Annotated in this window: 15 protein-coding genes; 5 read left to right on the top strand and 10 right to left on the bottom strand. The window is 48.9% G+C overall.

Going from position 1 to position 17,664, the window contains the following annotated elements; translation table 11 throughout:
• Positions 1-8: 8 nt before the first annotated feature.
• The 6 genes from EYB31_RS15380 to EYB31_RS15355 all read right to left on the bottom strand — a co-directional run bounded on the left by EYB31_RS15380 (position 9) and on the right by EYB31_RS15355 (position 9,028).
• Complete coding sequence (locus tag EYB31_RS15380; RefSeq protein ID WP_131014230.1) at positions 9-2,009, bottom strand: heparinase II/III domain-containing protein; 2,001 nt, start codon at positions 2,007-2,009, stop codon at positions 9-11.
• 50 nt (positions 2,010-2,059) lie between these two features.
• Complete coding sequence (locus tag EYB31_RS15375; protein ID WP_131014229.1) at positions 2,060-3,940, bottom strand: sensor histidine kinase; 1,881 nt, start codon at positions 3,938-3,940, stop codon at positions 2,060-2,062.
• Positions 3,940-4,983, bottom strand: coding sequence for a response regulator transcription factor (locus EYB31_RS15370; protein WP_338119947.1), 1,044 nt, complete (start codon positions 4,981-4,983; stop codon positions 3,940-3,942). Before EYB31_RS15370 ends, EYB31_RS15375 begins: the two co-directional genes overlap by 1 nt.
• Before the next feature lie 95 nt (positions 4,984-5,078).
• Positions 5,079-6,689 carry an extracellular solute-binding protein gene (locus tag EYB31_RS15365; protein ID WP_131014228.1) on the bottom strand — a complete coding sequence of 537 codons (1,611 nt, stop codon included), beginning with the start codon at positions 6,687-6,689 and terminating at the stop codon, positions 5,079-5,081.
• Between the two features lie 445 nt (positions 6,690-7,134).
• Complete coding sequence (locus tag EYB31_RS15360) at positions 7,135-8,013, bottom strand: carbohydrate ABC transporter permease (RefSeq protein ID WP_131014227.1); 879 nt, start codon at positions 8,011-8,013, stop codon at positions 7,135-7,137.
• Positions 8,014-8,071: 58 nt separating this feature from the next.
• The gene (locus EYB31_RS15355) at positions 8,072-9,028 is read right to left on the bottom strand and encodes an ABC transporter permease (protein ID WP_131014226.1); all 957 of its coding nucleotides are present in this window, start codon (positions 9,026-9,028) and stop codon (positions 8,072-8,074) included.
• 289 nt (positions 9,029-9,317) lie between these two features.
• Between EYB31_RS15355 and EYB31_RS15350 the strand changes: the two genes are divergently transcribed.
• The 3 genes from EYB31_RS15350 to EYB31_RS15340 all read left to right on the top strand — a co-directional run bounded on the left by EYB31_RS15350 (position 9,318) and on the right by EYB31_RS15340 (position 11,841).
• Positions 9,318-9,962: a YktB family protein gene (locus EYB31_RS15350; protein ID WP_131014225.1), complete on the top strand. Its 645-nt coding sequence runs from the start codon at positions 9,318-9,320 to the stop codon at positions 9,960-9,962.
• A gap of 112 nt (positions 9,963-10,074) precedes the next feature.
• Positions 10,075-10,788, top strand: a complete 714-nt coding sequence (locus EYB31_RS15345; protein WP_240762449.1) for a hypothetical protein — start codon at positions 10,075-10,077, stop codon at positions 10,786-10,788.
• Between the two features lie 168 nt (positions 10,789-10,956).
• Complete coding sequence (locus EYB31_RS15340; protein ID WP_131014223.1) at positions 10,957-11,841, top strand: S-layer homology domain-containing protein; 885 nt, start codon at positions 10,957-10,959, stop codon at positions 11,839-11,841.
• Between the two features lie 120 nt (positions 11,842-11,961).
• On the opposite strand, the gene EYB31_RS15335 is transcribed toward EYB31_RS15340, so the two are convergent.
• The gene (locus EYB31_RS15335) at positions 11,962-13,143 is read right to left on the bottom strand and encodes an MFS transporter (RefSeq protein WP_131014222.1); all 1,182 of its coding nucleotides are present in this window, start codon (positions 13,141-13,143) and stop codon (positions 11,962-11,964) included.
• Between the two features lie 261 nt (positions 13,144-13,404).
• On the opposite strand from EYB31_RS15335, the gene EYB31_RS15330 reads away from it, so the two are divergent.
• A complete protein-coding gene (locus EYB31_RS15330) occupies positions 13,405-14,874 on the top strand; it encodes an aminotransferase class I/II-fold pyridoxal phosphate-dependent enzyme (RefSeq protein ID WP_131014221.1) in 1,470 nt (489 codons plus the stop codon).
• 65 nt (positions 14,875-14,939) lie between these two features.
• On the opposite strand, the gene EYB31_RS15325 is transcribed toward EYB31_RS15330, so the two are convergent.
• Entirely contained in the window at positions 14,940-15,764 is an 825-nt protein-coding gene (locus EYB31_RS15325) for a Cof-type HAD-IIB family hydrolase (RefSeq protein ID WP_131014220.1), read from the bottom strand.
• Positions 15,765-15,892: 128 nt separating this feature from the next.
• On the opposite strand from EYB31_RS15325, the gene EYB31_RS15320 reads away from it, so the two are divergent.
• Positions 15,893-16,312: a DUF1885 family protein gene (locus tag EYB31_RS15320; protein ID WP_131014219.1), complete on the top strand. Its 420-nt coding sequence runs from the start codon at positions 15,893-15,895 to the stop codon at positions 16,310-16,312.
• A gap of 55 nt (positions 16,313-16,367) precedes the next feature.
• On the opposite strand, the gene EYB31_RS15315 is transcribed toward EYB31_RS15320, so the two are convergent.
• Both EYB31_RS15315 and EYB31_RS15310 read right to left on the bottom strand, forming a co-directional pair.
• A complete protein-coding gene (locus EYB31_RS15315) occupies positions 16,368-16,676 on the bottom strand; it encodes a DUF1292 domain-containing protein (protein ID WP_131014218.1) in 309 nt (102 codons plus the stop codon).
• Between the two features lie 100 nt (positions 16,677-16,776).
• Complete coding sequence (locus tag EYB31_RS15310; protein WP_131014217.1) at positions 16,777-17,394, bottom strand: stalk domain-containing protein; 618 nt, start codon at positions 17,392-17,394, stop codon at positions 16,777-16,779.
• Between the last annotated feature and the right edge of the window lie 270 nt (positions 17,395-17,664).

The raw sequence follows: 17,664 nt of genomic DNA, 5'->3' as shown, positions 1-17,664 counted from the left end.
GTTTGTCCCTATTCTTGTACTAGCACCAAACCTTGATCGCTTAACATATAACGCATTTGCTTTTCTTCCAACTGAACGATCAGCATATCGCCGTCCATTTCCAGCTGGGCGGGAGAGCCGCTGCGGTATGCCTGCACATACCGGGCTTGTGTTCCATGCGTTCGCTGCACGATGACATAAGCGGCTTCGCTTGGATCAACGGATGTGCCCGGCGTTTCGCCATAATAAACCGTACCGCCGACCGGCATCACGGAAGCGTAATACAGCTCTGCCGCCTCATGAGTTCCTGTTTTCCATACGAGACCGGCCGCTGTAGATGTCATTCCGGTTACATGGATGTATTCATAACCATTTTCCGTACCCAATTTCTCGCCGCTGCGTCCCCACTGTGCCGTGTCGCTTGCTGGAATGAACGGATATAACGAATGGAAGAAAAGATCGATATCGTTTGCTTCGTCCAGCTTCGTTTCCACCCAATCGATCAGCAGATCGCCAGTCAGCAGCACGTGCCGATTGATTATGCAGCCTTCGTAAGCACCGGCCGAACGAGTCCAAATATATGTGCTTTGCGGCGTTTGTTCCCACTTGACGTATTCCCCGGTATGTTCCTTCTGCGATTTGGCGCCGACTGCAACCGTATTATGGCTGGCCGTTTGTGCAAACCAGCTCTTGCGCATCTCCGAACCGTAAGGCACCATGCCCATGTCCGGGGAAATCGCGCCTAAGCGGTGCTCAACGGAAACGTGGAGTTTGTCGTAATGGCCGTGCGATCCGCCGTGCGCGCCAAAATCGGTTAAAAATGACAGCGCATTCCCGGGTTGTCTGCCAACCGCAAATCCGGAATCGGGCAGCAGCTTGGACGTATTGTCCGGCACAGCGACTGACAAGTCCGCTTCGCCGTACACAACGGCTTCCAGCCCGCTGCGCAAAGGTTCGCCGCCCAATTGGCGGTACGCTTCTTGCAGAATAGGAACATAAGACGGCTGACCGTATTTAGCAAAACCGATCTCCATAATTTCGGCGATTTCCCGCGCATAAGGAACCCGCTTGTAAGGTCCGTCATGCAGCGCAGGCAGTTCGCCTTGCCCATTGGCAAGGTCCGCCAGCACATCGTACATTCCTTTAAAACATTGCTCCTGGTCACCGCGCAAATGGTACAAGTCGATTCCGAACCTTTCCGCCATTTCGACGGTAATCATATATGCCCGCAATACGAAAACATGGTAATACGTTGCGCCTTCAAATTCGAATTGATCGGGTTTGACGCCAATCGTCAAGTGATGCTGCAGACCGCCTTCACCGGCAATAAGCTCTTCCAGTTTCTTTTGCTGGCCTCTGGCCGCATAAACACAGGACAACGAAGCGTTCAACCAAGCCGTGTAATTGTTCTCCGGATTTTTTTTGTCATGGATCAAGATACGGCGGTATTCCACCATGCTTTCCTCCAGCATATCCAGAAATTTCTCCCAGACCGGCTGGTCTTCATTCAAACCCACTCCTTCATCTTGCAGCAGCAGATAAGCGCGGATCAGTGTCGTGGACCAGATTCCTTCGGTAAGCGCCTGATGGAATGCCCGGCCTTTCAACATCCATGGCTGTGCATCAGGGTGAACCGGATAATGCGGAAATTGTTCCGCGTATCGTACCAGTATGGTTTTCCCCAGTTCGGCATAACGCGCTTCTCCAGTACCCGCATAAACGGCCGCGGCCTGCAGCGCGTAACGGGCTATCGACTGATGTTTAAAAACAAGCCATGCCCCGCGGTAAACATCCTCTTCGATCCGGCAGCCATGCGGACAATGAAAGACGGTTGCATCCTCCTCCGCAGGATCAAACAACAGTTCCGTATGGTGTTCGGGGCACACATATTGATGCCACCAGCCTCCCGGCTCCTCGGGGATGGTTACGCCATGCTCCAGCACCACATCCAGTTCCTGCTGCAGCTTCAACAGTTCCTGCTTACACCAATCGGTACGGTTCATTTTTTCCGCTATGTTCATTGCACTCATTTTGTACAGCCTCCGATTTTATCCGAAATGATCTCTTTGTCGGGTTCCCGTTATGACATCGTTGACTTGATTGAAGATCCGGCCGGTTTCGCCGAACCGATCGCCACCAGCTTATCGGAAGGCATGGTCAGCGTCACCCGTGTGCCTGATCCTAGCTCGCTTTGTATGGAAAGCCCATACTTCTCGCCGAAAACGATTTGAATACGGCGGTGCACATTCATCATGCCGATGCCTCCACGGCGGTATCCGGATTGGGCCGGCTCGTCGGCCAGCTTGTTTTCGCTTAGCTGCTGCTGCAGCTTCAGCAGCTTCTCCGGCGGAATGCCGCTGCCGTTATCTTCGACGGTAACGATAAACAGCTCATTTTCTTTTTTGGCGTCGATGCGTATATAATGATGCGGTTCAATGCCGTTAAAAAACGCATGTTGAAAAATATTTTCGACAACCGGCTGCAGCGTAAGCCGAACCATTTTTTCCAGCAGCAAAGATGGCGGAATGACCACGTCAACTTCAAATTCGCGGCCGATCCGGTGCTTCAAAATGTTCAAATAATTGCGCACATGGTTCAGCTCGTTGGCTACCGTAATTTCTTCCAAATTCGTTTGCACCGAATACCGCAGCATAAAAGCCAGCGCTTCGACGATCTCCGAAATTTCCCCGGAATCCTTCACGATAGCGTAACAGTTGATCGTCTCCAATGTGTTGTACATAAAGTGGGGGTTGATTTGCAGCTGCAGCGACTGAAATTCCGCCTTATGCCGCTCCAGCTCGATCAATTGCAGCTCCAGCTCGTTTTTCTGGTTAATCAGTTCGGTTTCGTACACCTTCTTGATCATTTCCTGAAGCCGCGTCACCATCAGATTGTAGCTGTGAATGAGCCCGCCGATTTCGTCGTTGCGGCGAAATTCCCCGATGTACTGCCAGTTGCCCTTTTCCGTTTCGCGCATCCCTTCCTTCAACTCGCGAATCGGAGCGACGATTGATTTGCCGAACCGGTATGCAAGCCACAAGGCGACGATCAGCGTAATGAAACCGACGACAAGCGTTGTGGTGCGGATCGTCGCTATCGGCTTGCGCAGCTCGTCGACAGGCATCGATACGACCAGATGCCATTTGGAATAAGCGGATTCGCGGGATACGTACAGTCGTTCCTTGCCGCCCGCTTTCTCCGTAAACATGCCTTTGTCGTAAGTGAGCACATTTTTGCCCAATTCGCCGGCCAATTCGGTACCAAGCAAATTTTTGTCGGGATGATACACGTAACGGCCATTTTCGTCAACAATAAAGAAATATCCGTCCTTGCCGATGTCAAACCCATCCCAGATGTTCGACAGCTCCTGGACCCGAAATTCGATGGCCAGCACGCCTTTGTAATCGTAACTTGCCGCTCCGCGGATTTTACGGGCCATTGTGATGACCAGGTTCTTGTCCTCCGGCCTCACGCTTTCGTTCAAAATCGTCAGCGCCCCGTTGTCCGGCGTTTTTTCCACAAGCATTTTATATCGTTCGGATATGGCGCGCTCATCCAGCGCACGCTGATTTTGATTGTCATAAAAAATCGAACGTCCCTGATCTCCGATCAGATAGACGAGATTCAGCTGCCTGTACAGCGTAAATAACGGCGGCATGACATAACGATTGATCTGGTTGCTGTAATCGAAATAAGCGTATGAATCGTCTTTGTCGATTTCCAGGAAATTTCTCACATCCGAACTGGAAATAATCGAATTGCTGACCAGCTCGTAGGTCTGGAGATAAATATCCGTTTGGTACAACGCGTTATTGATCGTCTGGGACATATATTTTTCGACTTGGACATCCAGCGCTTTAGACGATTGAAAATAAGAGACAACGCCAACCGAGGTTAAAGACAATACGATCACGATAATAAAATACACATAAATTTGACCGGACAACGTGCGGGCTTTCATTATTCAATCCCCAGCTTATGACGGAACTCGGACGGCAGGCAGCCCGTATATTTCTTGAACGTTTTCGTAAAATGCGGATGATCGGCATATCCGACCTCGTTGGAAATGTCCGTAATCCGGTAATGCGGGATTTCCAGCAGTTTCTTCGCTTTCTCCATTCTGCGGCGAATCCGGTACTGGACAAACGTTTCTTGGGTCGTCTGCTTAAACAGCTGACTGAAATAGGAGGCGTTCAGCCCTATGTAGTCGGCCACCTCCTCCAGCGACACTTCCCTAGCCAGATGTTCTTCGATATACAGCTTTGCTTCCTCTACGGGATCTTTTGCTTTGCCTTTGCGTTTTTGCTTTAATTCGTTAAAAATATCCATAATCGCCGCTTCAAACGTATGCCAAGCTTCCTCTTCGGTTTCCACACCGTGAAAACGCAGGCCGGAAATAAATGCAAACACGTCGCGTGTATTCAGCTTTTTGATCAGCAGGGCGTAACACTCGTCCAGCAGATCGCAAAGCTGGCTTATCGTCAGCTGGTGTGCGCTGCATTGCTGCCGGAACGTATGAAGCAGTTCGTTAATTTTCCCAAGCTGCAGTGTCCAGATGGCGTCTTCCGTTTGTTCGGCCCAGCCGTCCAGCTTAAACACGGAAACAGACGTCTTTGTCTGTTTGGACGTATTGGCGATCAATTTGCGTAGCACGTCATGGATCACTTTTTTGTTGATTGGTTTCAGCAAGTATTCTTTGACGCCATAAGAAAGGCATTTTTGCGCATATTCAAAATCGCTGTATCCGGAAATGACGACAATTTGCATATTCGCCGTAAACTCCAATTCCGTCAGCTTGCTGCACAACTCCAGCCCGTCCATCTTCGGCATACGGATATCGGTAAATAAAAAATCCGGGCGATCGTTCCTGATTTGCTCTAGCGCATCTACACCGTTTTCAGCTACTCTGATTTGAGCGATCGGCAGTTCCGATTGCTCGACCAGTTTCTCAAGCCCTTTACGAATCATCGGCTCGTCATCCACAATGAGTATGCGATACATCATCAGCCGCCCCCTTAATACCTTCTGTCATGAATTTTATCCTGTTATAAGTAGTGCTCCCCACGCGTTAACCGCGTGAGGAGGCTTGTTGGCAACGCTTATTTTCTTCTCGATTCCGTAACGATAATTTCCGGATATTTGCTCTTGTTGTTGTATTTGTCAGTTGCTTCTTTAATGACGTCGTTACCGCCTTTTTGCTTCCACTCGTCGATTACTTTCGGCCAATCGGAAATCGGCTCTTTGCCATAAACCATTTTGACCATATGAGTGAGCAATACGTTAGGCGGCGTATCGGAGTTCGGCGCAACATCCGGGTTCTTCACCAGCGCATCAAGACGCGGCTGGAAGTCGATGCCGTCGCGGCCCTCTTTTGCAAGTATTGTATCATAAACGTTCATCAATTTCTTGCCTTCATCCGTCAAGCTCAAAGTACCTTTGTTGTAAGTGGTGTCTTGAACCATCCACAGGAATGCTTGACGGTAGCGCTCTTCGTCTACAGCAGCCGGTTCGGTTGGCGTTTTGTAGTTGATTTTGCCGTTTTCTTCGGTATACGTTTCGCCTTTGACGCCAAATGTGAAGAATTTCTCAGCTTCGTCGCTTAGCATCCAGTCGAAGAACTTAATGATGTTTTCCGGATTTTTCGCTTTTTTGTTGATGAAGTACGTTCTTGTTACGGAACCGTACAAGTAGTAGCCGCCTTTACCGTCCGGACCTACCGGAGAAGGGATAACTTCCAGCTTCGCCGTCGGCACAGTCGCTTTTAATTGGGCTTCCCATTGCAAAATTTCGTTGGCGTTCATCGACCACATGCCGGCTTTGCCTGCAAGGATGGTGTTTTTGAATTGCGTCGGGTTGATCGTCGCAAATTCTTTGTTGATGAGGCCCTCATCGTACATCGTTTTGTAGGTTTGGAGCGCTTTTTGCATATTTTCCGTGTTGAAGAACTTCGGCACGATTTGATCGCCTTGCTTCATGGATTGGGACAAGTACGGGAATACGTCATAAGAGCCAAAGAACGTATCGGCATATTTAAAACCTTCGCGACCCATGAATGGATTCTCAACACCGAGTTTCTTGAATTCGCGCAGTACATTCATCGTTTCGTCTACCGTCTTCGGAACCGGCAACCCTGTCTTGTCCAGCAAATCTTTGCGGATCCAAGTAGAGCGGCGGGAAGGATTGGACAAGAACTCCGGAATACCGTAAATCTTACCTTGATATTTCATCCGTTCCCAAGCTTCCTGAGGAATTTTCTTCAGCAAGTTTTGGCCGTATTTTTGCAGCAGATCGTCTAGCGGCATAAACACGCCGGCTTGGATCGAACCCGCCATTTCTTTACCGTTAATGCCGCCGTCGCCTTGAACGACATCCGGGATGTCATTTGTCGCGAACATTTGAATCATTTTTTGCTCGTATTCTTTGTGGGGGACAAGCACGATATCAAGATCTGTGTTTGTCATTTCCTCGAGTTTTTTCACCCATTTGTCTTCGTTGATGTTTGGCGATTTCTCTACATAAGTAAAGTTCAGCGTACGCATCGACATCGAGAACTTCGTTTTTTCAGCCGGTTTGGCCGGAGTTCCTGCAGCCGCATTCGTATTGCCTCCGCTTGGAGCCGCAGCAGGAGCCGGTTTGGCTTCCGGGGAACATCCTGCGAGCATGCTTGCAGCTACCACAGAAGCCGCGCTAACTTTAATCCACTTTTTCATAGTACCCCTCTTTTCGTAAAATGATGTTATAACCGACAGCGCTTACATCGTTTGCACATTTTCATTATTAATCCCATGCATTATTTTCACAATGGAATGACTTTGGCTGCTATTGTCTTTTCTTTAGGTGAGAGTCTGCCGGGCGAAAAAAAACCTAGTGACTATTTATTCATCTCCATGCTGTATTCCGGCTATGGGATGGCACTCCACCGCTCATGAATAAATACTCACTGCAATGCATCGCCCAGCAAACCGAGGCCGCTGAAAATGTAGCGGAGTGAGCGAAATCATTCTGGAGAAGCGCTAGCGTTCGCCTTTGTCCCCGAATTTCACCCGCTATATGCGGGGACAATTCAAGAAATTCGTTGGACAATCAACGATCGGAGGAATGATTCGCACATGCAGCGTTCACTTTTCAGTGGCTTCGCAGACTCTGGTGTTTTCTTTAGGACTTGATCGAGCCGATCATCATGCCTTTGACAAAATGCTTTTGCAGGAACGGGTAAATAATGACAATGGGAATCGTTGCAACGATAATCGTCGCCATCTTGATGCCTTCAGGATCCATATGAGCAAGCGCGCTGAACTGCGAAGAACTCGGGTCGACGCTGATATCGTCGGTCATGATCAGCTGGCGCAGCTTAACCTGCAGCGGCCATAAAGCCGGTTTATTGATGTAGTATAACGCGTTCATGTACGTATTCCAATGACCGACCGCATAAAAAATACCCAAGGAAGCCATAACCGGCTTCGACAGCGGCAATACGATGCTCCAAATCATGCGCATCTCGCTGCAGCCGTCCATCCGCCCGGAGTCGATAATTTCGTTAGGCAGCTGCATGAAAAACGATCTCATGACGAAGAAGTTAAATGCGCTGATCGCGCCGGGAATCAGAAGCGCCCACAATGAATTCGTAAGGTGGAGCCACTTCATCAAAATAAAGTTAGGAATCAGCGGCGCTGAAAACACCATCGTAATCAGAACAAAAATAACGATATATTTGCGTCCGGCATACTCCTGGCGGGAAACCGGATAAGCCAGTGAAGCCGTTGCAAGCAAGTTGATGATCGTCCCGACAATGGTAATGTACACCGTCACGCTGAAGGAACGCCAGATCGATGCGTCGCCGAATACGTATTGATAGTTAATCCATGTGAAGTTAACCGGCGTAAATACGACTTTACCCGCTACGATGGCCGTCGAATCGCTGAGCGATTGCGCCAGCACGTTCAGAAACGGCAATATCATGATCAAGGACAGCAAGCTCAGAAACAGCAAGTTAAAAGCGTTAAACGTTTGCTGACCGGCACTTATTTTTTTCATTCGAATCACCCCTAAAAAGTGCTTTTCTATCGTAAAAGCTCGGCTGCTAAGCACGTGCTTAGTACAAGCTCTCTCCCGTTGTTTTTCTGCTGAACAGGTTGCCGATCACAATCAGCAGCAGCCCGACCACCGATTTAAACAAGCCGATTGCCGTGGTGTAGCTGAACTCGGAGCCCTGCAGACCGGCCCTGAAAATGTACGTATCCAATATATCGCCATGTGACATATTAAGCGGATTGAGGAACACATACACCCGTTCGAAACCGAAATCAAGGAACTTGCCGATATGCAGCAGGAACAAGATCATAATGGTCGGCAGCAGCGAAGGCAATGTAATCGATAACGTCTGTCTCCAGCGGTTCGCCCCATCCACCTCGGCGGCTTCGTACAGATCCGGATTAATGCCCGCCAGCGCGGCCAAATAAATGATTGTGCCGTAACCCGAGTCGCGCCATATGCCCGACCCGATGAGAATCGTGCGGATCCACGACTCTTCGCCGAGGAAGTAGACCGGCTCAAAACCAAGCAGCTTGATGAACTGGTTGACAATCCCTGTCGATGGGGATAAAATGCCTACGGCAATCCCGCTGACGATAACCCACGACAGAAAGTGAGGCATGTATACCGCGGTTTGCAGCACTCTTTTGTAAAATACGAGCCTTAATTCATTAAGCAAAAGCGCCAAAACAATCGGCGCCGGGAAAGCGATCACCAGATCGTACAACCCGATCAGTAGCGTATTGGACAAAATTTTCAAAAAGTCCATGTTGGAAAACATCCGCTCAAAATGCTCCAGCCCTACCCATTTGCTCTTCCATATCCCGTCGAAGATTTTGTATTCTTGAAAAGCGATGATGGAGCCAAGCAGCGGAAAATATTTAAAGATTAAAAAATAAATGATTCCCGGAAGTGAGATAAAATATAAAGCTTTATACTTCCACATATAGGAAAATAACCCTTTATTCGTAGCCGATTTGTAGCTGATATTATCAGTTGCTTGCACCTTGCCTGCCATGCTCGTCCCCTCCCTCAAGTTTATTCTCGATTGTCGCGACCGCTTTCTTCATTGATATCATGTAAACTCTGACTCCTCCCAACCGGCACCGTAAACTGCTGTTATTCGTGAGTGTGCCGAGCCAGGCTGCGGCTTGGCGAAATTGCAGATTACGTTTTATACCTATATCGTAACCGGAGCCTTGTAGATCGACAATGGAATCGCTTTCTGATGAATTGTGTTTTTTTTAGGTTTCTTTTTATAGCCGTTATGCTATAGTGGGAACATATCTTCCCCAGAGGTGAATGGCATGAACTTTAACGGCTTTTCCGCACAAGATTTTGAAACATTTACCATCGATGGTCTTGAACCTCGAATGCATGCAATACAAGAACGTATTCAGCCCAAATTCAGAGCGATCGGCGAAACCTTGGCGGGCGACATGTCCGTTATGTCAGGCAGAGAAATGTTCGTGCATATCGCCAAACATGCCCGGCGTAAAGTAAACCCGCCGGTGGATACGTGGATGGCGTTTTGCGCCAATAAACGGGGGTACAAGCAGGTCCCGCATTTTCAGATCGGGCTGTTTGACGACCGGCTTTTTATGTGGCTTGCTTTTATTTACGAATTGCCCAATAAACAAGCGATTGCCAAAGCGATGCTGCGCCAATTAAATGAAGTGAAGCAAACGCTGCCGGGCGAATTTATGCTTTCTTTTGACCATATGAAAAAAGATGCCGTATCCGCGGCTGAACTTAACAAAAAGGAACTGAAGTCGGCGATTGAACGGTTCCGCGACGTCAAAAGTGCGGAGCTGCTGATCGGCAGACAACTTTCGCCGCAGGACGCCGCCGTTACGGACGGTGCCGCTTTTATCGAAACCGCTGTCGGCGTCTTTCAAACCTTGATGCCGTTGTACAAGTTAGCCTGCGACGAAAAATTTAGATTAAATTAAGCTTTTCTAAAGGAATATTTAACACATATTGTATACACTAAGGGTGCAACACCAGCTAACAGGCAGTACATAATCCACAAGGAAAGGTGGCTACCGAAAAACATTGTCGCGTATGTACAGTAAAAAGCTGATTGCCAGCGCTATGGCTCTAACTATATTGCTAGGCGGCGGGCTTGCTTACGGTTCTGCTCAGCAAGCGTTCGCCGAAGACACGAATTCTGCCAATCAGCAGCAAACGCAAAGCAAAAAAAGCGAAGCAAACTCGGGCGAGCTGAAGCAAAAATTCGGCAAACGTCAGATGTCCAAACGCAAGGAAGGAAACTTCCCGATTGTCAGCGAAGCGGCCGAAATTCTCGGCATGGACAAGGATGCTTTGGACAAGGCGCTTGAAACCAAGACATTAACCGAAATCGCTAAAGAAAAAGGCATTTCGGAAGACGATCTTGTGGCCAAGCTGCAAGCCGAACGCAGCAAAAAAATCGACGAAGCCGTGCAGTCCGGAAAAATTCCCGCCGACAAAGCGGAGAAACTCAAAGCAAGCATGTCCAAGCATCTCCGGTTTATGGTCAATAAGCCAAACCTGCACCAAATGGACCGCGAGCGTTTTATGAAAAAACATCCTATGTTTTTCCATGGAGTGGACAACATTGCCGGCATTCTTGGCATGACAAAAGAAGAATTAAAAACCGAGTTGAAATCGGGCAAGTCCATCACTGAAATTGCAGCCGCAAAAGGCATTGCCAAGGAAGATTTGATCGCAAAAATCAAAGAGCAGATGACTCCGGTTATCGAAAAAATGATTGACCGTAAAAAAGAAACAAAGTAGTACCTTGCATTGCACATCGTTTCCATTTCGACCCCCAAAAAGAAAGCTGCCGCTCCCCCAAAGCGGCAGCTTTCTTTTTGTCGCGTTCTGGCGTGTTCACAATTCCGTCATAACCTTCTTATATAATAGGAGCGATGATCAACCGCCCTTAACGGAAGGTGTGAGCCTATGCGAATACGAAACCGCCATATTCCGGCCGCTATGCTGGCCGTCGCTGCCATCTCCTCGGCCATTGCCGCAGCAAGCCTGAATAACGATAACAGCGCCGCCGCGTCTGCCGCAATCCCGGCGCCAGACGGACAAGCGTTATATGAGCAGCATTGTCTGGCATGCCACGGCACCGATGCCCGCGGTATGAGCAAATATCCAAGCCTGATCGGCAGCGCAAAAACGAAAAATTTTGATCGTGCTTATAGTTTTATTAGCCAAAATATGCCGCAAAATGCCCCCGGATCGCTGAAGGAAGATGAATACAAAGCGATAACCAAATACGTTTTGTCGCTGAACGGAGTTCCTACCGATTTCTCCGATATCGATTCCCACTGGGCCCGCCAGGACATTGTGGAGCTATTCGACAAAAAGTATGTGGACGGTTATACGGTTAACGGAAAGCTGCTGTACAAACCGGACCAGCATATTACACGCGCCGAATTCGTCCGCTATTTGGTTAAAGCCAAAGAGCTGTACCTATCCAATTCGGACACGGCGGGCTTAACGGATATCGATTCGCTGAAAAACAACAAGATTTATATCATTACCGCGGTGGAGAACGGGCTTGTGGACGGTTATCCGGACCATACGTTTAAACCGAACAACCCGATTACCCGTGCCGAAATTGCCGTATTGCTAGCAAGGAGCGAGCTTTTGAGCGCTGGCGCCGCAGATCGCGGATTTCAAGATATCCCGCATGGTTACTGGGCGGAGAAAGCGATATTCGCCGTGCAGCAGGCGAAGCTGTTTGACGGCTACGAAGACGGCAGCTTCCGCCCCGACAATAAAATGACCCGCGGTGAAGCGGCAGCGGTAATCAAGCGGTTGGTGGACGCTCCTTAAAGTGCAGTACCGCCGGCCATGCCGCATAAGCGCATAAAAAAGAAGCTTCGAAAGCCGCGGTATACTGCGGTTTTTGAAGCTTCTTTTTGAAAAGGAATCTTAACAGATTCCCGCTTCGTATCAGTTTTTCGAAAAAGCGCCTTGGCGCACTCTCGAGGCGATGCGGTCAAGAGCGTGAAACCGATACAGCAGGTAAAGCGCTGCGATCGACAAAATCGCTCCGGTCCAGAACGGCAATTCATGGCCGGAATCGTAAACGGCGGCGCCAAGCAGCGGGCCTGCAATACGGCCCAGGCTGTCCATCGAAGAATTTAAACCTGAAGCGACGCCTTGTCCGACAGGCGTTTTTTGCGAAATCAGCGAGGTGACGCACGGACGGATCAGCGCATTGCCTGCTCCAAATACCGACAAATAAATCGCCGCCGTCACTACGCTCGATGACAGCAGGATCAGCAGAAAGCCGGCAGCGGAAAGCAGCAGCCCGATCGCAATCACTCGCTGCTCGTCGCCTTTCTTAATATAACGGCGCACGACGCCACCCTGAATGGCCGCGCCGACCACGCCGCTGACCGCAAAGATAATGCCGAATTGAAGCGGCGTAGCGCCGATTTTATCCTGCTCGAACAGCAGCAGCGTAGCCTCCAGCCCAGCCAGCGAAAACGATACGAAAAACGAAAGGATGTACAAATATTTATTGACGCCAACAAAGGCCGACCACCGGGACTGCTTTTCCGTTTTGCCGCGTTTCTCCGGCGTCAGCGATTCCGGCAGCATAACCAAAGCAAAGAACAGTGTGGCCAGCGCCAGCAGCGACGAAGCAAAAAACGGAACATGATGCCCCCACTGGCTTAAAATCCCGCCAAAAGCCGGTCCGAAGATGAAGCCGAGACCAATCGACATGCCCACCAAACCCATGCCTTTCGTGCGGTTTTCCTCCGTTGTTATATCCGCCACATACGCCACAGCGCAAGCCGTAGCAGCTCCGGAGAACAACCCGCCGCATACGCGGGACAAATACATAAGCCATAAGTTATCCCCGGATATGCCAAAGATGAAAAAGCTGACGCTGAAACCAGCGAGCCCGATCATAATGATAGGCCGTCGCCCGTACCTGTCCGACAGCCCGCCCCATAAGGGAGACATAAGAAAAGACGCGGCGGAGTAAACCGACAGCAGCAATCCCAGATGTACGGTACTGGCTCCCGATTCGGTAACGACCTGCGGCAACACAGGAATGATAATCCCAAAGCCGATAAAAATGGTCATCAACAGCACCATAATGACGGCAAGCTGTTTTTTCATACTTCAAGCCCTCCAATATTCGCTTATGAAATGATTCCCAGCTGCATACCAAACATATGTTATCACAAAATGCGATTGCATGAAAATACGGCTAAAAATCATGCCCGCTCATGGCCAATCTGCTTACCTGCAATTAGACGGACACACTTTGGTTAGATTTACAAAATATTGAGAAACTATATCTTCGAATATACTTGCATCCGCGGCAGTTTTTGTTATACTCAAATCTGGTTTATTTCTGTCGAAAGAAGGGCTGTCAAGGTGGATCACCATCGAACTCCTCTATTTACAGCGCTGAAGCAGCATGCCGAGCGCAACCCTATTCAATTTCATATCCCCGGTCATAAAAAAGGTGTAGGCATGGACCCGGAGTACCGTGAATTTATCGGCGACAACGCCTTGTCCATCGACCTTATCAATATAGCTCCGCTGGACGATTTGCACCAGCCGACCGGCGTGATCGAAGAAGCGCAGCGGCTTGCCGCAGACGCTTTTGGCGCAGATCACACGTTTTTCTCCGTCCAAGGCACAAGCGGCGCGATTATGACGATGATTTTGACCGTCTGCGGCCAAGGCGACAAAATCATCATTCCGCGCAACGTGCATAAATCGGTGATGGCGGCGATTATTTTTGCAGGCGCCAAACCCGTATTTTTGAAGCCGGTACGCGATGCCAATCTCGGGATCGATCATGGGGTCACCACCCATTCGGTCAAACGTGCGCTTGAAAGACATCCGGACGCTAAAGCCGTGCTGGTCATCAATCCGACCTATTACGGGGTTTGCGCTAACTTAAAGGAAATCGTCGATCTCGTGCACAGTCACAATATGCCTGTACTGGTCGATGAAGCGCACGGCGTACTCATCCATTTCCATGACAAACTGCCGATGTCCGCGATGGAAGCCGGGGCCGACATGGCAGCAACCAGCGTGCATAAGCTCGGCGGCTCGATGACCCAAAGCTCGGTGCTGAACGTTCGGGAAGGAAGAGTCAACGCTCAGCGTGTGAAAACGATCATCAGTATGCTTACGACGACTTCCACATCGTACATCTTGTTAGCTTCGCTGGACACAGCCAGACGGAATCTGGCGGTCAACGGGCGGCTTATGGCCGAAAGAGCGCTTGAATTGGCGCATCACACCCGTAAAGCGATCAACGAAATACCCGGCCTTTACTGCTTTGGCGAGGAAATTCTCGGTACCGAAGCGACTTACGACATGGATCCGACTAAAATCAACGTACACGTAAGAAAGCTGGGCATCACAGGATATGACGTGGAAAACTGGCTTCGCGAGCACTACAACATCGAGGTAGAACTCAGCGATATGTATAATGTTCTCTGTCTTGTAACTCCCGGCGATACGAAGCAGAATGTCGATATTCTCATTCAAGCCTTCGTCGAACTGTCGAGACAGAACTACAACATTCGTACGGAAAACGAGCTGGTCATCAAAATTCCGTCTATTCCGCAGCTGACATTGACCCCACGCGACGCATTTTATGGAGATACGGAAGTCATTCCGTTTAAACAATCCGCGGACCGCATTATTGCCGAATTCATCTATGTGTATCCGCCGGGCATTCCCATTCTCCTCCCAGGCGAAGTCATTACTCAAGATCTGATTGACTACATCACGGAGCATGTGGAAGTCGGACTTCCCGTGAAGGGACCTGAAGACCGCAGCATCCAATTTGTCAAAGTCATCGTAGAAACGCCAGCCATATTTTAAATACGTCAAAATCCGGCCCCATTTGGCATTGCGCCTCCGGCGGCCGGATTTTTTCATAACTTCAATTAGCTCAGCTTGGGCCAAGCGCTTTCGATCCACTCCACCACATCGGCAATAGCGTGTTCGTTATGGTGTTTCCCCCGCCGATTCGCTATGCGGTGCAGTTCAGGCACCGCGTTGTCTACGGCAACACCCACCCCTGCCCTGGTCAGCATCTCCAGATCGTTCATTTGGTCCCCTATCGCTACGCAATGTTCAATCTTCATATCGAGATGATCCAGCAAAATGTCAAGGGCATGCCCTTTTGTCGCGTCTTGGGGCAATATTTCATAATACTTGCCGTCCGAACGGACAAAAGTCACATCCTCCTCCACTACCCACGCTTCCACCGTTTTCTGCACGTCATCCAGCAAGGCGGGTTCCCAGGCAAGCAGCACCTTGTGCCAAGGCTGCGGCAGCGTATGATAATCGGTTACCGTTTTTCCGTAAAAACCTTCGATTTGCCGGTGCAGGTCCGTAATCTGATTTTCCTGTACGAAATAAGGCTTGCCGTCGCAATAAATCTCCACACCCAGACCTGGAAAATGCCCGGTCAGTCTCGCCAGCAAATTCGGCACCGATGCCGGCAGTGTCTTCTCCCACACGGTCCGCTCCATGGCATAATCATAAATGACAGCACCGTTGTACAAGATAACCGGCGCGTTAATCGGCAGCTCTTTCACATATTTTTGCGCAGAAGACGTAATTCGACCGGTCGCTATCGTGAACCGTCCCCCTTGCTGGGCAAAACGGTGAATAGCGCGTTTATTTTCTTCACTGATCGTCTTACCGCTGTTCAGCATCGTTCCATCCATATCGGTAATCAACAGACATCCGTCCAATTTCCCCATACATGAATCTCTCCATTTCGTCTCATTATTGTAAAAACGCCTTCATAATGCTATGATAAATCTGATGCGTATTGAAAATGATTCCAGAAGCTTTGATTCTAGAAACCAGTCAGGCAGGTGTAATTTTAATGGCACAAAGCGCTTATATCAAATTCGTAACAGGCTCTGCCGTTTCATCCATGACGCTCGACGAATTAAAGGAACAACTGCTTGGATACAAGGAACAGCTTGCTTTGACCGGTAAACAGCTGGGCTGGGACTATGCCGATGCCGGCTTTCCTTATACGATTGAAACCAAGCCCGAGGGCGAAGGCAAGTGGTTTTATTTAAAGGGTACTTCCTCCCTTTATAAATACATTGTGCTTGGCGTCGGCTCCGATCCAAACGGAGATGAGCAAAAAAATTATGTGCAGATGGTACTTCCCGATGACTGCACGCATGGCGACAAAGCCAAAGGCAACGAGCTTTGCAAATATTTAGGTCGTCGCTTCAAAGCGGAGCTGCATCTGTTTAACGGTCGCACGATGTACTTCAACCCGAGAAAATAGCCGTGAACACACGAAAAAACCCTTCCGCTTAATGAAGAAGGGTTTTTGTTTTCGCTTATTGTTCTTTGTCTTGCTCCATGAGCTCTTCGTACACTTTGACTACGCGGTCCCATTCCGCTTCGTCTTCTATAGTTGCCAAGAAGGCTTCATCGTTTTCTTCCTCGATACGGAAAATAACACCGTCCGCTTCAGGTTCGTTGCGATCCAGCAACACGGCGTAAGCCTGGTCCTTCACCTCAAAAGTGTAAACCATGACCATTTCATGCTCATTGCCGTCCTGATCGGTTACGATAAATATTTCCTCATCATGCTCATGATCATGGCCACAGCCGCAATCGTCATGTTGATGATTATGATCGCTCATCGAATGACCCCGTTTCTTGTAAAATTAACAACTCCCATCACATAGTATCATGTTCACGGGATGAGGTCAACGAAGGAACGCGCAGCTGTGATCCGATCCGTTATTCGGATACGATCACTTTTTCGGCTACCACCGTATAGTCGCTGGAGTCATCCAGCTTCACGGAGAATTTCACCTTGTAATTGCCGGCTTTCGAGAACGTAACGGTAAATGGCCACGGGTACCAGAAATTATCCTTCTGCGCCCCTACCGTCTTCTCATGAGGAGCGACAGCTTGCTCTCCGGTTGGCGTTTCAATAGAGATTTTAAACGAGCTGATGCTCGTATTTAAGCTGTCGACTTGAGCAAATACCGCAAAATCTAACGTATCGCCTTTCTTCACTTTGCCGAACGGCTTCTTGATCGAATAATCTTTATCGACCTCCGAAGCGATGATCATATGTACATTCGGCTTATAGATGTTAATCGTAGAATTGGCATTGTCCCACTTCACCAGCGACTGCAGCGAATCGGCCAGCGCTCTTACGGGTATCATGGCATTGTTTTTTATAAGAAAAGCGGGTGCATCCCCATCTGCGAACTGCTTTTCCACATTGTTAATGTATACCTTTGCCTTGCTAAAGCCTTCGTAGTCTCCCCAGAGCGGGCTTGCTGCTACCGTTGCCGTTCCAAGAAGGGAAAGCGTTAATGCCAGAACAAGCATCCGACGTGCTTTCATAAAGTAACCCTCCATCATGACGTAAGTGCATTATCTATAACGTTATACTCACGATGTCCCAAAGAGTTGCGCGGAAAAAATATTTTTACATAAAAAAATCTATATATGGTGCTCTCAACTCAATTATCGATATTTTTTCACAAAATATGCTATAAATTTCAAGCTCTTGTCGATCATAAAGCCCTACGGCCGCAACGGTTTAAAATCTGAACTAAAACTATTTTAATATTTTTAAAAAGAAAAAAACTTGAAATGATTGGTATCCACATG

The sequence above is a fragment of the Paenibacillus thalictri genome (assembly GCF_004307995.1).
GTDB classification, from domain to species: Bacteria; Bacillota; Bacilli; order Paenibacillales; family NBRC-103111; genus Paenibacillus_AF; species Paenibacillus_AF thalictri.
The sequence above is the reverse complement of the archived record's forward strand: the minus strand, read 5'-3'. Positions and strand labels throughout refer to the sequence as shown.